This window comes from Pseudomonas sp. GGS8 (assembly GCF_024168645.1).
In the GTDB taxonomy this organism is placed as follows: domain Bacteria; phylum Pseudomonadota; class Gammaproteobacteria; order Pseudomonadales; family Pseudomonadaceae; genus Aquipseudomonas.
Genome location: NZ_JALJWF010000001.1, coordinates 3,915,914 through 3,931,719, shown reverse-complemented (window position 1 = coordinate 3,931,719; position 15,806 = coordinate 3,915,914). Strand labels below are relative to the sequence as shown.

The 15,806-nt window shown below is 60.2% G+C and carries 13 protein-coding genes; 8 read left to right on the top strand and 5 right to left on the bottom strand.

Annotated features, from left to right (window positions below):
• Positions 1–13 precede the first annotated feature (13 nt).
• From J3D54_RS17865 to cobA, 8 genes are all read left to right on the top strand, one after another.
• Positions 14–1,225 carry a CmpA/NrtA family ABC transporter substrate-binding protein gene (locus J3D54_RS17865; protein ID WP_253420802.1) on the top strand — a complete coding sequence of 404 codons (1,212 nt, stop codon included), beginning with the start codon at positions 14–16 and terminating at the stop codon, positions 1,223–1,225.
• A gap of 15 nt (positions 1,226–1,240) precedes the next feature.
• Positions 1,241–1,816 (top strand): ANTAR domain-containing response regulator, encoded by a 576-nt coding sequence (locus J3D54_RS17860; protein ID WP_018925269.1) that lies wholly within the window; start codon positions 1,241–1,243, stop codon positions 1,814–1,816.
• Positions 1,817–2,194: 378 nt separating this feature from the next.
• Entirely contained in the window at positions 2,195–3,406 is a 1,212-nt protein-coding gene (locus J3D54_RS17855; protein ID WP_253420798.1) for a NarK/NasA family nitrate transporter, read from the top strand.
• Between the two features lie 7 nt (positions 3,407–3,413).
• On the top strand, positions 3,414–5,084 hold the full coding sequence (locus J3D54_RS17850) for a bifunctional protein-serine/threonine kinase/phosphatase (RefSeq protein WP_253420795.1): 1,671 nt from the start codon (positions 3,414–3,416) through the stop codon (positions 5,082–5,084).
• A 405-nt stretch (positions 5,085–5,489) separates the two neighbouring features.
• On the top strand, positions 5,490–7,943 hold the full coding sequence (gene nirB / locus J3D54_RS17845; RefSeq protein WP_253420793.1) for a nitrite reductase large subunit NirB: 2,454 nt from the start codon (positions 5,490–5,492) through the stop codon (positions 7,941–7,943).
• Complete coding sequence (nirD, locus tag J3D54_RS17840; protein WP_008146292.1) at positions 7,940–8,257, top strand: nitrite reductase small subunit NirD; 318 nt, start codon at positions 7,940–7,942, stop codon at positions 8,255–8,257. The genes nirB and nirD overlap by 4 nt, the downstream gene beginning before the upstream one ends.
• Positions 8,257–10,974: a nitrate reductase gene (locus tag J3D54_RS17835; protein WP_253420790.1), complete on the top strand. Its 2,718-nt coding sequence runs from the start codon at positions 8,257–8,259 to the stop codon at positions 10,972–10,974. Before nirD ends, J3D54_RS17835 begins: the two co-directional genes overlap by 1 nt.
• A 10-nt stretch (positions 10,975–10,984) precedes the next feature.
• On the top strand, positions 10,985–11,749 hold the full coding sequence (cobA, locus tag J3D54_RS17830) for a uroporphyrinogen-III C-methyltransferase (RefSeq protein ID WP_253420787.1): 765 nt from the start codon (positions 10,985–10,987) through the stop codon (positions 11,747–11,749).
• Between the two features lie 82 nt (positions 11,750–11,831).
• On the opposite strand, the gene J3D54_RS17825 is transcribed toward cobA, so the two are convergent.
• The 5 genes from J3D54_RS17825 to J3D54_RS17805 all read right to left on the bottom strand — a co-directional run bounded on the left by J3D54_RS17825 (position 11,832) and on the right by J3D54_RS17805 (position 15,782).
• Positions 11,832–12,863 carry an OmpA family protein gene (locus tag J3D54_RS17825; RefSeq protein ID WP_253420784.1) on the bottom strand — a complete coding sequence of 344 codons (1,032 nt, stop codon included), beginning with the start codon at positions 12,861–12,863 and terminating at the stop codon, positions 11,832–11,834.
• A 107-nt stretch (positions 12,864–12,970) separates the two neighbouring features.
• The gene (sigX, locus tag J3D54_RS17820) at positions 12,971–13,561 is read right to left on the bottom strand and encodes an RNA polymerase sigma factor SigX (protein WP_017337463.1); all 591 of its coding nucleotides are present in this window, start codon (positions 13,559–13,561) and stop codon (positions 12,971–12,973) included.
• An 86-nt stretch (positions 13,562–13,647) separates the two neighbouring features.
• Positions 13,648–14,472, bottom strand: coding sequence for a mechanosensitive ion channel domain-containing protein (locus J3D54_RS17815; RefSeq protein WP_007940637.1), 825 nt, complete (start codon positions 14,470–14,472; stop codon positions 13,648–13,650).
• A gap of 2 nt (positions 14,473–14,474) precedes the next feature.
• Positions 14,475–14,723: a hypothetical protein gene (locus J3D54_RS17810; RefSeq protein WP_007940635.1), complete on the bottom strand. Its 249-nt coding sequence runs from the start codon at positions 14,721–14,723 to the stop codon at positions 14,475–14,477.
• A 63-nt stretch (positions 14,724–14,786) separates the two neighbouring features.
• Entirely contained in the window at positions 14,787–15,782 is a 996-nt protein-coding gene (locus J3D54_RS17805; protein ID WP_253420781.1) for a zinc transporter ZntB, read from the bottom strand.
• Between the last annotated feature and the right edge of the window lie 24 nt (positions 15,783–15,806).

The window sequence follows — 15,806 nt, the reverse complement described above, 5'->3', positions numbered from 1 at the left end:
AAGGTGCAAATCGATGAATGAACCATCAGCCGGCCCACTGGCCTGGGTCAACGGCAGCGATGCCCCGGAAAAAACCGAAATCAACCTCGGCTTCATGGCCCTGAGTGACTGTGCCTCAGTGGTGGTCGCCGCCACTCAGGGCTTCGCCCAGCCTTACGGCCTGACCCTGAACCTCAAGCGCCAGTCATCCTGGGCCAACCTGCGGGACAAACTGGTCAGCGGCGAACTCGATGCCGCCCACAGCCTGTACTGCCTGATTTACGCCGTGCACCTGGGCATCGGCGGCGTAGCCTCCACCGACATGGCCGTGCTCATGGGCCTGAACCAGAACGGCCAGAGCATCAACCTCTCCCATGGCTTGCAGGCCCTGGACGTGACCAGTCCTGAAGCACTGGACCACCACGTGCACCAAAGTCGCCCAAAACTGACCTTCGCCCAGACATTTCCCACGGGCACCCACGCCATGTGGTTGTATTACTGGCTGGCGAGTCAGGGCATTCACCCGTTGCAGGATGTCGACAGCGTGGTCGTCCCCCCGCCGCAAATGGTCGCGCACCTGCAAGCCGGGCGCATTGACGGGTTCTGCGTCGGCGAACCGTGGGCTGCCAGTGCGGTGCAGCAAAATCTCGGGTTCACGATGGCCACCACCCAGACGATCTGGCCCGATCACCCGGAAAAAGTCCTCGGCTGCACCCGCGCCTTCGTCGAGCAATACCCCAACACCGCCCGGGCGTTGGTGATGGCAATCCTCGAAGCCAGCCGGTTCATCGAAGCCAGCCACGAAAATCGCCGCAGCACCGCGCAACTGTTATGCGCTCCCGAATACCTCGATGCCCCGCTCGACTGCATCGAACCGCGCTTGCTGGGTGACTATGCCGACGGCTTGGGCAATCGCTGGCAAGACCCGCACGCGATGCGTTTCCACGGTGGCGGCGAGGTCAATCTGCCGTATTTGTCCGACGGCATGTGGTTCATGACCCAGTTCCGTCGCTGGGGTTTGCTGCGTGACGACCCGGATTACCTCGGCGTGGCCCGTCAGGTCCAGCAACTAGACTTATACCGTGAGGCCGCCACCGCTGTCGGTGTGCCCGCCCGGAGTCAGGAAATGCGCAGCAGCCAACTGATCGACGGCAAGATCTGGAACGGTTCGGACCCGGCCGGCTATGCCCGCAGCTTTACGCTGCACGCCATGAGCGACAGCGCTCCCCTTCTCGCCAGCCGCTGACAGGAGCCTGCGAATATGTTGCGTATCCTGCTGATCAACGACACCGCGAAAAAAGTCGGCCGTCTGAAAGCGGCCCTGACCGAAGCCGGGTTCGAAGTCATCGACGAATCCGGCCTGACTATTGACCTGCCCGCGCGCGTCGAAACGGTGCGTCCGGACGTGATCCTGATCGATACCGAGTCACCGAGCCGCGATGTGATGGAGCAAGTGGTGCTGGTGACCCGCGACCAACCACGGCCAATCGTGATGTTCACCGACGAGCACGACCCCGGCGTAATGCGCCAGGCAATCAAGTCCGGCGTCAGTGCCTACATCGTCGAAGGCATTCACGCGCAACGCTTGCAGCCGATTCTCGACGTGGCCATGGCTCGCTTTGAAAGCGACCAGGCCCTGCGCGCGCAACTGCACGCCCGCGACCAGCAACTGGCCGAGCGCAAGCGCATCGAACTGGCCAAGGGGCTGCTGATGAAGATGAAGGACTGCAACGAAGAAGAGGCCTACACCCTGATGCGCCGCCAGGCCATGAGCCGCCAGCAGAAGCTGATCCAGGTGGCGGAGCAGATCATTGCCATGAGTGAGTTATTGGGTTGATCCGATCATTGTGGCGAGGGGGCTTGCCCCCGTTGGGCAGCGAAGCGGCCCCTCAATTTCCTTCATACAGACCTCGCACAAAGGTCTTGTGACGGCTTCACCGCCGAACGGGGCGATGCGGCGGTCCGACAAGCCCCCTCGCCACAAAAGCAGATTGTTGGCACAAATCTCGCTAAGTAAATCACCGCAAGGTAACCAACGGCGGTTGCCCCACCTACGACAAAGACGTCGCTCACCTCATTCGCCCCCTTTTGCGAATCAGGTAGCGGCGTTTTTCCGTTTTGGCCCCAGAGACCGGGGCTGGTGGTGCGGCCGTAGTGGCGCCCCACCTGCAAGCTCATGACTCCTTCTTGATACGCCTGACAGCTGAGGTGCGCGATGAATTCAAGCTTCTGGAAATCCGGCCATACCCCGACACTGTTCGCAGCCTTCCTCTATTTTGATCTGAGCTTCATGGTCTGGTACCTGCTCGGCCCTCTGGCGGTGCAAATCGCCGCTGACCTGCACCTGACCACTCAACAGCGCGGGCTGGTGGTGGCCACGCCGATTCTGGCCGGCGCTGTATTGCGCTTTGCGATGGGCCTGCTGGCTGATCGCCTGTCGCCAAAAACCGCCGGGATCATCGGCCAGATAATCGTCATCAGCGCCCTGCTCGTTGCCTGGAAAGTCGGCATCCACAGTTACGAGCAGGCGCTGTTGCTGGGCCTGTTCCTCGGCATGGCCGGTGCGTCCTTCGCCGTCGCCCTGCCGTTGGCCTCGCAATGGTATCCGCCGCAGCACCAAGGCAAAGCCATGGGCATCGCCGGTGCCGGTAACTCGGGCACCGTGCTCGCCGCCCTGATCGCCCCGGTGCTGGCCGCCATGTTTGGCTGGAGCAACGTGTTCGGCTTCGCCCTGATCCCGCTGATCCTGACCCTGATCGTCTTCGCCTGGCTGGCCAAAAATGCCCCTGAACGGCCGAAAGCCAAGTCCATGGCCGACTACCTCAAGGCCCTGGGTGACCGCGACAGCTGGTGGTTCATGTTTTTCTACAGCGTGACCTTCGGTGGCTTCATCGGTCTGGCCAGCGCCCTGCCCGGCTACTTCAACGACCAGTACGGCCTGAGCCCGGTGACCGCCGGTTACTACACCGCGGCGTGTGTGTTCGGCGGCAGCCTGATGCGTCCGCTGGGTGGCGCGCTGGCGGATCGCTTCGGCGGGATTCGCACCCTGTTGGCGATGTACACCGTGGCAGCGATCTGCATCGCGACAGTGGGTTTCAATCTGCCGAGTTCCTACGCAGCCCTGGCGCTTTTCGTCTGCACTATGCTCGGTTTAGGTGCAGGTAACGGTGCGGTATTCCAGTTAGTGCCGCAGCGTTTTCGTCGGGAGATTGGTGTGATGACCGGTTTGATCGGCATGGCCGGCGGTATCGGTGGCTTCGCACTGGCGGCAGGCATGGGCGCGATCAAGCAAAGCACCGGCAGCTATCAAATGGCTTTGTGGTTGTTCGCCAGCCTTGGCGTACTCGCCTGGTTCGGTCTGCACGGGGTGAAACGTCGCTGGAGAACCACTTGGGGTTCGGCAGCCGTTACCGCGGCTCGCGTGTGAGGGTTGAATGAGCCTGCAACTGAGTTTTGCCGAAGCCAGCGCCATCGGGCCTCGTGAAGAAAACCAGGACGCCCTGCGCCTGGTCACTCCGGCGCCGGCACTGGCGGCGAGCAAAGGTTACCTGTTCGCCATCGCCGACGGCGTCAGCCAATGTGCCGATGGCGGTCTCGCGGCCCGTTCAACCTTGCAGGCCCTGGCACTGGACTACTACGCCACCCCGGAAACCTGGGGTGTCGCCCAGGCACTGGATCGTCTGCTACTGGCGCAAAACCGCTGGTTGCAGGCCAACGGCGGCGGGCAACCGCTGCTGACCACGGTCAGTGCCTTGGTGATGCGCGGCAGGCGTTTCACCCTGGCGCATGTCGGCGATTGCCGGGTATACCGCTGGCACGCCGACACCTTGCAACGGGTGAGCGAAGATCACGTCTGGGACCAGCCGGGTATGCAGCATGTGCTCAAGCGGGCCTTGGGGCTGGATCAACATCTGGTGCTGGATTTTCTGGATGGCGAACTGCGCCTGAACGAGAGTTTCGTGCTGCTCAGCGACGGCATCTGGGCCGTGCTGGGCGACACCGCCATCGCAGCGATTCTGCGCGACCAACCTGACCTCAACAGTGCCGCGCAGACTTTGGTCAGCGCCGCGCACCTGGCCGGTAGTCAGGACAATGCCAGCGCCCTGCTGGTGCGGGTCGATGCCCTAGGTGAAACCAGCATTGGCGATGCATTGATTCATCTGCAGCAATGGCCACTCCCGCCTGCGCTGAAACCGGGCCAGACCTTCGAAGGCTGGCAGGTCGAAGGGACCCTCGGCCAGAGCCAGCAATCGCTGCTCTACCGGGTGCGCGACGCACAACAACAGCCCTGGCTGCTGAAAACATTGCCCAGCGCACTGCGTGACGATCACCAGGCCGGGCAGGCATTGTTGTCGGAGGAATGGTTTCTCAAGCGTGTAGCGGGTCGGCATTTCCCTGAAGTCCATGCCGCCAGTCAGCGTCAGCATTTGTACTACGTGATGCGTGAATATTCCGGGTCGACCCTGGCTGAGTTGCATGAGCGCGTCACAACGCTGCCACTGGCGCAATGGCAGGACCTGGCCGAACGCTTGCTGAGAGCCGTCGGCATCCTGCATCGACGGCAGATTCTGCATCGCGATATCAAACCGGAGAACCTGCTGCTGGGTGACGATGGCGAGTTGCGCCTGCTGGATTTCGGCCTCGCCTACTGTCCCGGGCTGTCTGAAGATCAAGCCTTTGCCCTGCCTGGAACGCCCAGCTATATCGCGCCGGAAGCCTTTCGCGGCGACTCACCGACGCCACAACAGGATCTGTATGCCGTCGGCGTGACCTTGTATTACCTGCTCACCGGGCATTATCCCTACGGCGAAATCGAAGCGTTCCAGCGTCCACGGTTTGGGGCGCCTGTCAGCGCCAGTCGCTACCGGCCCGACCTGCCGGAATGGATCGCACAAAGTCTGGAGCGCGCAGTGGCGGTAGCCCCGGATCAGCGCTTTGAAACGGCCGAAGAATGGTTGTTGCTGCTGGAACAGGGAGAACGACGCAGTTTGAGCGTGCGCCCCAGACCGTTGCTGGAGCGCGAGCCATTGAAAGTCTGGCGAACGTTGGCGCTGGTGTCGTTGCTGGCGAATCTGGCGCTGCTGTTTTTGCTGTTTCATGGCTGAGATTTTTACTGCCCCCCCCATAAAGATCAAAAGATCGCAGCCTGCGACAGCTCCCACGGGTGCCCACGATCTCCTGCAGGAGCTGCCGAAGGCTGCGATCTTTTGATTTTTCTGCTTCAAAACCGGGCATCACGCCTTGAACCGGTGCACGAAAACACCCTCCTTCCATGACAAGAGCCCATAAATCCGGCCCTTGCGAGACTTGGCACAACCACTGCATTACCTTTCCCAACATACATAAAGCCCGGCCTTCAACGTAGAAGGCTGCGCTGCCCGAGAGAACGGGACAAGGACAAAGGCGTCCTCGCTAGTTAGCTAGCGGGACGCCTTTTTTGTTTGCGCAAATTTTGTCGAGCAAGGCCTGAATGCCCTGATGAGGCAAGCCCGAGCTCCCCGGAGAACCTGATGAAAAAACTAAAGCTGGTGATGATCGGCAACGGCATGGCCGGGGTTCGTACCCTGGAAGAACTGCTCAAGCTGAGTAATGAGCTGTACGACATCACGGTCTTCGGCGCCGAACCCCATACCAACTACAACCGTATCCTGCTGTCCCCCGTACTGGCCGGCGAACAGACGTTCGAAGAGATCGTGCTCAACGATCTGGACTGGTACCTGGAAAACCACATCAAGCTGCTGCTCAACCGCAAAGTGGTGGAGATCGACCGGGTCAAACGCCGGGTCATCGCCGAAGACGGCACTGAGGCTGAATACGACCGCTTGCTGATTGCCACCGGCTCGACCCCGTTCATCTTGCCGATCCCCGGCAATACCTTGCAGGGCGTGATCGGCTACCGCGACATTGCCGACACCCAGGTGATGATCGACACCGCCAAGACCCACAAGCACGCCGTGGTCATCGGTGGCGGCCTGCTGGGCCTTGAAGCCGCCAACGGCCTGATGCTGCGGGGCATGCACGTCACCGTGGTGCACATCGGCGAATGGCTGCTGGAGCGCCAACTGGACAAAACCAGCGGCCAACTCCTGCAAACCGCCCTGGAAGCCCGCGGCCTGCATTTCCGCCTGTGTGAACAGACCCAGGCCCTGCACGACGCCGGCAATGGCCGGGTCGGTTCGGTGCAGTTCAAGAACGGCGACATCATCCCCGCCGACCTGGTGGTGATGGCCGCCGGCATTCGCCCCAACACCGAACTCGCGGAAAAATCCGGCATCCCTTGCAGCCGCGGGATTCTGGTCAACGACACGATGCAAACCTACGACCCTCGGGTGTACGCCATCGGTGAATGCGCCAGCCACCGCGGCACCGCCTACGGCCTGGTCGCGCCGCTGTTCGAACAAGCCAAGGTGTGCGCCAACCACCTCGCCCAACTGGGCTTCGCCACCTACAAGGGCTCGGTGACGTCGACCAAATTGAAAGTCACCGGCATCGACCTGTTCTCCGCCGGCGACTTCATGGGCGGCGAAGGCACCGAAACCATCACCCTCTCCGACCCGATCGGCGGGGTCTACAAAAAACTGGTGATCAAGGATGACGTGCTGGTGGGAGCCTGTCTGTACGGCGATACGGCAGACGGTGGTTGGTATTTCCGGCAGATCCGTGAGAACCATGCCATCGGCGAGATCCGCGATCATTTGATGTTTGGCGAAAATGCTTTAGGCGATGTAGGACATCAAGGCCAGGACAAAGCCATGAGCATGGCCGACACCGCCGAAGTTTGCGGCTGTAACGGCGTGTGCAAAGGCACCATCGTCAAAGCCATTCAGGAACATGGGTTGTTCAGCGTCGACGACGTGAAGAAACACACCAAGGCCGCCAGCTCCTGCGGCTCCTGCGCCGGCCTCGTCGAGCAGATCCTGATCAACACCGTGGGCGGCGCGGCAGACGTCAAACCGAAAAGCGAAAAAGCCATCTGCGGTTGCAGCGACCTCAACCACGGACAAATCCGCCAGGCCATCCGCGACCAGCACCTGCTGACCATCGCCGGCACCATGAGCTACCTGAACTGGCGCACCCCGAACGGCTGTGCCACCTGCCGCCCGGCGCTCAACTACTACCTGATTTCCACCTGGCCCGGCGAGGCCAAGGACGACCCGCAATCGCGCCTGATCAACGAACGTGCCCACGCCAACATTCAGAAAGACGGCACTTACTCTGTAGTCCCGCGGATGTGGGGCGGTGTGACCAATCCTTCAGAGCTGCGACGCATTGCCGACGTGGCCGACAAGTACAACGTGCCAATGGTCAAGGTCACCGGCGGCCAACGCATCGACTTGCTGGGGATCAAAAAGCAAGACCTGCCGGGCGTCTGGAAAGACCTGGACATGCCGTCCGGCCACGCCTACGGCAAATCCATCCGCACCGTGAAAACCTGTGTCGGCAGCGAGTTCTGCCGCTTCGGCACCCAGAACTCCACGCAACTGGGCATTGAGCTCGAACATGACCTGTTCAACATGTGGTCGCCGCACAAAGTGAAACTGGCCGTATCCGGTTGCCCACGCAACTGCTCGGAAGCGGGGATCAAGGACGTCGGAATTATCGGCGTGGATTCCGGCTGGGAGATGTATATCGGTGGCAACGGCGGGATCAAGACCGAAGTCGCAGAATTCTTCGTCAAGCTGAAAACCGCTGAAGAAGTGCGCGAATACAACGGCGCTTTCCTGCAGCTGTACCGTGAAGAAGCCTTCTACCTCGAGCGCACCGTGCATTACCTGCAGCGGGTCGGCATGGAACACATCAAGAAAGCCGTGCTGGAAGACCCGGTACGGCGCAAGGCACTCAACGAACGCCTGCAATTTTCCCTGTCGTTCGAACAGGACCCGTGGAAGGAACGCCTCGAACAGCCACTGCTGAAAAAAGAATTCGAGGTCATTCCCGTGAAGAACCTGGAGGTGTCGGTATGAACTGGCTGGATATCTGCGCACTGGAAGAGATCAATGCCCTCGGCTCGCGAATCATCGCCGGCCCGAAAGGCGACATCGCGATTTTTCGTACGAGCGATGATGAGGTTTTCGCCCTCGACGACCGCTGCCCGCACAAGGGCGGGCCGCTGTCCCAAGGCTTGATCTACGGCAAACGGGTCGCCTGCCCGCTACACAACTGGCAGATCGATCTGGAAACCGGCGAGGCCCAGGCTCCCGATATCGGCTGCGCCCACCATCACTCGGCACGGGTCGAGAATGGCCGGGTGTTGCTGGCCCTGCGGGAAGCAAGCTGATGGACCGCCAAATCACCGCCTCCACCTGCTGCTACTGCGGGGTTGGCTGCGGCGTGCTGATCGAGCACGACGGCGAGCGCATTCTCGGCGTCAGCGGCGATCCGGCGCACCCGGCCAACTTCGGCAAACTGTGCAGTAAAGGTTCGACCCTGCACCTGACCGGCGATCTGACAGCACGGGCGTTGTACCCGGAACTACGGCTGGGCAAAGGCCTGGCTCGCAGCCGCACCGACTGGGACACTGCCCTCGATCACGCCGCCAGCGTTTTCGCCGAAACCATCGCCGAGCACGGCCCGGACAGTGTCGCGTTCTACATCTCCGGGCAATTGCTGACCGAGGACTACTACGCCTTCAACAAACTGGCGCGGGCGCTGGTGGGCACCAACAACATCGACAGCAATTCACGACTGTGCATGTCTTCAGCGGTGGTCGGCTACAAGCGCAGCCTCGGCGCCGACGCTCCGCCCTGCAACTACGAAGACCTGGAATTGAGCGACTGCGTGATGATCGTCGGCAGCAACATGGCTTACGCCCACCCAATTCTGTTTCGTCGCCTGGAAGAAGCCAAATCTCGCCGTCCGCAGATGAAAGTCATCGTCATCGACCCACGGCGCACCGACACCTGTGATCTGGCTGACCTGCACCTGGCGATTCTGCCCGGTACCGATGTCGCTTTGTTCCATGGGATATTGCACCTGCTGTTGTGGGAAGACTGGATTGACCGCGACTTCATCAAGGCCCACACCGAAGGTTTGGCCGAGCTGAAAACCCTGGTGCGCGATTACACCCCGACAATGGTTTCGCAACTCTGTGGCATCAGCGTCGAGCAACTGCAGCAATGCGCGGAATGGGTCGGCACGTCACCGAGCTTCCTGTCGCTGTGGTGCATGGGGCTGAATCAGTCCACCGCCGGCAGCGCGAAGAACAGCGCGCTGATCAACCTGCACCTGGCCACCGGGCAAATCGGCCGGCCCGGTGCAGGACCTTTCTCGCTGACCGGTCAGCCTAATGCCATGGGCGGTCGGGAAACCGGCAGCTTGTCGAACCTGCTGCCAGGCCATCGTGAAGCGGCCAATGCCGAACACCGCGCGCAAGTGGCCGCCTACTGGGGCGTCGATCAACTGCCCGAAAACACCGGACTAACAGCCATCGAACTGTTCGAGCAGATGCGCAGCGGCAAGATCAAAGCCCTGTGGATCGCCTGCACCAACCCTGCCCAGTCACTTCCGGACCAGACCGCCGTGCGCGAGGCACTGCAAACCTGCCCGTTCGTGGTGTTACAGGAAGCCTTCCACACCACCGAAACCGCCGCCTTCGCTGACCTGCTGCTGCCAGCCGCCAGTTGGGGAGAAAAGGACGGCACGGTTACCAACTCGGAACGACGCATTTCCCACGTCCGCCGAGCCATCGGCGCACCCGGTGAAGCACGGCCCGACTGGGCAATCACCGTGGATTTCGCACAGCGCCTGGAGAAACATCTGCGTCCCGGAGCCCCTAGCCTGTTTGCCTTTGAAACCCCGGCACAGGTCTTCGACGAATACAAACAACTGACTCGCGGTCGCGACCTCGACCTGTCCGGGATCAGTCATGCGTTGATCGACCAACTCGGCCCCCAGCAATGGCCCTTCCCCGCCGGTGCCCGCGAAGGCACCGCGCGATTGTACCTCGACGGGGTTTTCCCGACCGCCAGCGGGCGTGCACAGTTCGTAACCGACCCGTATCGCGCCGCCAAGGAACAACGCGATGCGCGCTTCCCGCTGACCCTGATCACCGGCCGCCTGCGCGATCAATGGCACGGCATGAGCCGCACCGGCACCGCCGCGCAGCTGTTCGGCCATGTCAGCGAAGCCGTGTTGAGCCTACACCCGGATGAACTGCGTCGGCACCGCCTGCAACCTGGCGACCTGATCAATCTGAAAAGTCGCCGGGGCGCGGTGATCCTGCCGGTCAGCAGCGACGACAGCGTACGTCCGGGCCAGGCTTTCCTGCCGATGCATTGGGGCGACCGCTTTCTCAAGGGCGGTGTGAATACCCTCACCCTTCCCGCCTTCGATCCGTTGTCGAAACAACCGGAACTCAAACACAGCGGTGTGCGACTCGAGCCCGTGCAATTGCCTTGGCAGCTTTTCGCCCTCATCGAAGGCGATGTTCAACAGCACCTGGAGACGCTGCGACCACTCTGCGAGGCGTTTTCCTACGCCAGCCTCAGTCTGGCCGGCCGTGAGCGCCCCGCGCTGCTGATACGCGCCGCCAGCGCCACCGCGCCAGAGCCACAGTTGTTGCGTGATATCGATCAATGCCTGGGTCTCAACGACGGCCCGGTATTGGCCTACGACGACCCCCGGCGTTCGATCGGTAAACGGGTGCGTATCGAGAATGGACGGATCACCGCGATTCGCCTGGCCGGTGAAACACTCGCCCAGCACTGGCTGCAAAGCCTGTGGCTCGAAGGTCGCGCCGACGAACAACTGCGGCGTTGGCTGCTGGCACCGTTGAGCGCGCCACCAGGCAACGCTGGCGCCCCGGCATCCGGCACCAAAACCCTGTGCAACTGCATGAACGTCAGCCAGAACGCAGTCTGCGCCGGCATCAGCCGTGGTCTGGATTTGCAGGGTTTGAAACAAGAATTGGGCTGCGGCACGCAATGCGGCTCCTGCGTCCCGGAAATCAAGCGTTTGCTGGCCGCCACTGCGCAGCCAGTCGCCGTCACCTCGTGAGGAAAACACTATGAGCGCTAAAGTCTGGCTGGTGGGTGCGGGTCCCGGCGATCCGGAATTGCTGACCCTCAAGGCGGTTCGAGCGTTGCGCGAAGCGGACGTGGTGTTGATCGACGATCTGGTCAATCCCGCGGTGCTGGAGCATTGCCCGAATGCGCGAATTATTCCTGTGGGCAAGCGCGGCGGCTGTCGCTCCACGCCTCAAGCCTTCATTCATCGCCTGATGCTGCGTTATACCCGCCACGGTAAATGCGTGGTGCGGCTCAAGGGTGGCGATCCGTGCATTTTCGGGCGCGGCGGTGAAGAGGCGCAGTGGTTGCGTGAACGAGGGGTCGAGGTTGAGCTGGTCAATGGCATTACCGCCGGCCTTGCCGGCGCGACACAATGCGATATCCCACTGACGCTCCGGGGCGTCGCGCGGGGCGTGACACTGGTCACGGCGCACACTCAGGATGACAGCAGCCTGAACTGGCAAGCCCTTGCTCAAGGCGGCACCACGCTGGTGATCTACATGGGCGTGGCGAAACTCAGTGAAATCCGTGAGCAACTGCTGGCCGGCGGAATGGCAGCCAATACCCCTGTGGCGATGATCGAAAACGCTTCGCTGCCGCACCAACGGGAATGTCGGAGCAACCTGACCGCGATGGAAGACGATGCCTGCGCCTTTGAATTGAAAAGCCCAGCCATTTTGGTGATTGGAACCGTGGCAGCCTGTGCAACGTCATCTCTGTGGGAGCGTGGCTTGCCCGCGATGACGGCCGATCAATCAGCCTGAACCTACTTGCCCCCCCTCATCACCAAATCGCAGACAAAGAAAAGCCCGGCCTGAGCCGGGCTTTTCTTGAGCTGCGAGCTAATTACTTAGCTGGAGCTTCAACCTTCGCTTCTACGCGACGGTTTACAGCGCGACCAGCTTCAGTGGCGTTGTCAGCAACTGGGCGGGATTCGCCGTAGCCAACAGACTGAACGCGGGACGGCGAAACACCGTACTGGTTGGTCAGAACTTGCTTAACGGCGTTTGCACGACGCTCGGACAGTTTCTGGTTGTAAGCGTCAGGACCGACGGAGTCAGTGTGACCTTCAACAACAGTATTGGTGGATGGGTACTGCTTCATGAAGTCAGCCAGGTTCTTGATGTCGCCGTAGCTGTTAGGCTTGACTACCGACTTGTTGAAGTCGAATTTCACGTCCAGCTCAACACGAACAACTTCAGCAACTGCTGGGCAGCCATCAGCGTCAACAGTTACGTTGGCTGGGGTGTCAGGGCACTTGTCAACGTTGTCGCAAACGCCATCGTTGTCGCTGTCGGAGCAAACTTCAGCTGGTGCTGGAACTGGAGCAGCAGCAGGCTTGGAGCCGCCACCGAAGTTCACACCGATACCGACGCTTGGAGCCCACTCGGTGTCGCCCTGGTCGATGTTGTACTGAGCTTCAACGCCAGCACGGGCGTAGAAGTTATCGGTGAAGTACAGCTTGGCACCGCCGCCAATGTTGGCGAAGGTGGAGCGGTTACGACCCGAACCGTTCTGGCCAATGCTCTGGTCCGAGAAACCGGCAGAAACGTATGGACGGATCATGTCGCCTGGGTTGTTGAAGTGGTACAGAGCGTCCAGAGCGGTATCAGCGCCCTTTACGTTGCGACCATCATCTGCACGTACGTTGTGCACTTCGTCGTAGGCCAGACGCAGTTCAACATCGTCGGTGATGAAGTAGCCGACGGAAGCGCCGAACAGGTTGCCGTTGTTTTTGAAGTCACGATCGCTGTCGTACTGTTCTTTCTTGGCGAAGCCTTCGATTTCAACTGCGCCTTGGCCTTGTGCCAGCGCGCCGAACGAAGTAGCGGCAATAAGAGAACCAATGGCAAAGCCCAAGGTGTTTTTCAGTTTCATCCGTTAAATCCCCATCTGGTGATTGTGAAGCAGTCCCGCAAACCGGGGGACAACTCGGCGGCAAGTCTATCAGAACTTGCCTACACGTAAGAGATATTTGCGCCGAACTAAGTTTCAGCAATGCCTGCAAATTTCTCACGCAATTTGTCAAGAGCGCGTTTGTACCGCATTTTTGTCGCACTCAAACCCATGTGCATGATGTCTGCGATCTCCTGAAACTCCAGCTCTGCGACAAATCGTAGCACCAGAATTTCACGGTCAATCGGGTTCACATACACTAGCCAGCGATCGAGTCCGCCCTTCTCCTCGGGTTTCGGCGCCTTTTCTTCAGACGCTTCCTCGAGGGGGTCCAGACTCAAAGCGTCCATCAAGCGACGCTTACGCCGTTCCTTCCGATACTGCGTGATGCACTCGTTGTACGTGATGCTGTAGAGCCACGTCTTGAACTTCGATTTCCCCTCGAAGTTCTTCAGGCCGTACAGCACCTTCAACATCACTTCCTGACAGACATCGTCTGCATCACGATCGTTCCCCAGATATCGTGCACAAACGTTAAATAATGTTCGCTGGTAACGCCGCATCAGTTCTTCATAGGCGCGCGTTACGTGAAACAGCTCGGTATGCGAGCGCGCGACCAACTCCTCATCAGAGAGCTCGCGGGGGTCGTAGCGCGTGGAGAGCGATTGAGCTTTATTCAAAACAAGTCGGGCCGACAGTCAGGTCAATGTCCGCCGCAGCCCCTCAGGGCATTTTGCGGCGGCATACATTAGCAGGATTTGCCGGGTTAGCGGCTACTCACATGCTGCTCCAAGAGAATCCGATTCGAAAGAGAGACTAGCTCACCCTCGTCGGTCAGCACCGTAGTTTTCACCGTGCCGATCTCTTCGATCTGACCTTCGACCTCGCCAACACGCACTTGTTGCCCAACCTGATACAACTCACGCACATAGATTCCCGCAAGAATCTGACCGGCAATTTCCCGGCTTCCCAACCCCATGGCCAGCGCAACCGCCAGACCAACGGTAATCAACACGATCACAATCACGTGGTTAAGCAGGTCTGTCTTGACCTCCAACTGGCTGATCGCAACCGAAATACTGATGATGATCACCAGGCCCTGAGCAATCCGCCCCAGGCCCGCGGCGTAATCCAGCCCCACGCCTTCTGCCGCGCCACGCACCAGCCCATTGGCCAGTTGCGCCAGCAAGACACCTACCAGCAGCACCAGCGCCGCGCCGAATACTTTCGGCACATACAGCGCCAACATGTCCAGCGTAGCCGAAACTCGCTCAAGGCCAAGGGATTCTGCGGCAGAAACGAGAAAAATCAGCAGGACGAACCAGTAGACAATTTTGCCGATCAGCGTCGAAATAGGCACCTGAAGGCCGGCGCGGGACAGCAATTTGGTTAGCCCGGTGCCGCCCATCAGGCGATCGAGGCCCAATTTGGCGAGCAACTTAGAGAGCAGCGTGTCCAGCAGCTTGGCCACGACAAAACCCAACAGCAGCACAACCAGTGCGCCAAACAGGTTCGGAATGAAGTTTGCAACTTTGGTCCACAACGCAGTCATTGCAGTGACGAGGCTCTGAGTCCAGAGATCAAGTTCCATATTCAATCAGCCTTATCAGCAGTGCGAGCGGTAGGTTTACGTAGACGAGAAACCGGCGCGACATGGGCCGATCCGTTATTCAGGGCAATCATCAGCGCGGGCAGCCAACGGCCCAGCAGGCTGAACAGATCGCCGGCACCGACCTGGCGGTTGGCGGTTTTAAGCACACGCCCCAGGCAGGCATCGTCGTCACGGCTGGACGGCGATGCTTTGAGCATGTCACGCAAAGACTGTTCAAACGGATCGTGCATACGCACCTCTCGTGATATCTGTCAAAGACGCGGTCAAATTTGGTCGGGTCACATGGCTCATCGTCAGACCCAACGCAAACGTCGGAATAACCACCACTGCCCCAATGCCACCGAGACCATCAACAGGCAAGCAATCAGAAAGCCGTAGGGGTTGGCGGAGAACGGAATACCACCGACGTTGATCCCCAAAAGACCGGTCAGAAAGCTCATTGGTAAAAAGATCCCGGTAATGATCCCGAAGCGGTACATCGTGCGGTTCATGCGCTCGCTCAAACGCCGGTCTTCAGCGTCCAGGACCAGCCCCACACGCTCCCGGGTCAATTCCAGCTCCTCGAGATACCGGGTCAGGCTGTTGTTCAATTCGTTCCAGTAATCGCCATCGTCTTCGCAGAACCACGGCAGTTTTATCCGCGTCAGCTGACCGAAAATATCCCGCTGCGGCGCCAGAAAACGTTTCAGTCCGGCGGCCCTGCGGCGGATATGCAAAATAGCACCATGCTCGGGAGTATACCGTTCGTCGGCATCGAGCTTTTCTTCCTCTTCATCGACCACCTCGGAGAGGCAAGCGACCAGATCCTGCACCTTGTTGGTCAGGTATTGCGCCATGTAGAGGATCAGTTCGGAAGCGGTTCTCGGCCCTTTGCCTTCGGCCAGTTGCACCAGCAACTCATCGGTGGCGCGCAACGGCCGCAGCCGCAGGGAAATCACCCGCTGGGCCGAACCGAAAATCCGCACCGAGACCATGTCTTCCGGTTCGGCACCTGGATTGAGGTTGACCCCGCGCAGAAACAACAGCAGTTCAGAGTCCGGCAGCGGCAAAAGACGCGGTCGGGTGTTTTCTTCCAGCAACAAGTCGCAACTAAATTCACTCAGACCACTGAATTTGCGCAGCCAGGTCTGGGTTTGCGGGTGACTGCGATCCCAGTGCAACCACAGGCTTTCATGGGCCTGCAGCTGCAAGTCATCGAGTTCAGTCCGGGCTATCGAACGCGCACCGCCTTTACCGTCCAGCACCAGGGCATGCACCAGCCCCCACTGCGCGTTTTCTTCCTCGAACATCCTCACCCCTTTGTTGATACGGTG

Bases quoted from the DNA above. Each gene is read 5' to 3' on its own strand.
- J3D54_RS17865 (WP_253420802.1), top strand. From the start codon at position 14: ATGAATGAACCATCAGCCGGCCCACTGGCCTGGGTCAACGGCAGCGAT.
- J3D54_RS17860 (WP_018925269.1), top strand. From the start codon at position 1,241: ATGTTGCGTATCCTGCTGATCAACGACACCGCGAAAAAAGTCGGCCGT.
- J3D54_RS17855 (WP_253420798.1), top strand. From the start codon at position 2,195: ATGAATTCAAGCTTCTGGAAATCCGGCCATACCCCGACACTGTTCGCA.
- J3D54_RS17850 (WP_253420795.1), top strand. From the start codon at position 3,414: ATGAGCCTGCAACTGAGTTTTGCCGAAGCCAGCGCCATCGGGCCTCGT.
- nirB (WP_253420793.1), top strand. From the start codon at position 5,490: ATGAAAAAACTAAAGCTGGTGATGATCGGCAACGGCATGGCCGGGGTT.
- nirD (WP_008146292.1), top strand. From the start codon at position 7,940: ATGAACTGGCTGGATATCTGCGCACTGGAAGAGATCAATGCCCTCGGC.
- J3D54_RS17835 (WP_253420790.1), top strand. From the start codon at position 8,257: ATGGACCGCCAAATCACCGCCTCCACCTGCTGCTACTGCGGGGTTGGC.
- cobA (WP_253420787.1), top strand. From the start codon at position 10,985: ATGAGCGCTAAAGTCTGGCTGGTGGGTGCGGGTCCCGGCGATCCGGAA.
- J3D54_RS17825 (WP_253420784.1), bottom strand. From the start codon at position 12,863: ATGAAACTGAAAAACACCTTGGGCTTTGCCATTGGTTCTCTTATTGCC.
- J3D54_RS17815 (WP_007940637.1), bottom strand. From the start codon at position 14,472: ATGGAACTTGATCTCTGGACTCAGAGCCTCGTCACTGCAATGACTGCG.
- J3D54_RS17810 (WP_007940635.1), bottom strand. From the start codon at position 14,723: ATGCACGATCCGTTTGAACAGTCTTTGCGTGACATGCTCAAAGCATCG.
- J3D54_RS17805 (WP_253420781.1), bottom strand. From the start codon at position 15,782: ATGTTCGAGGAAGAAAACGCGCAGTGGGGGCTGGTGCATGCCCTGGTG.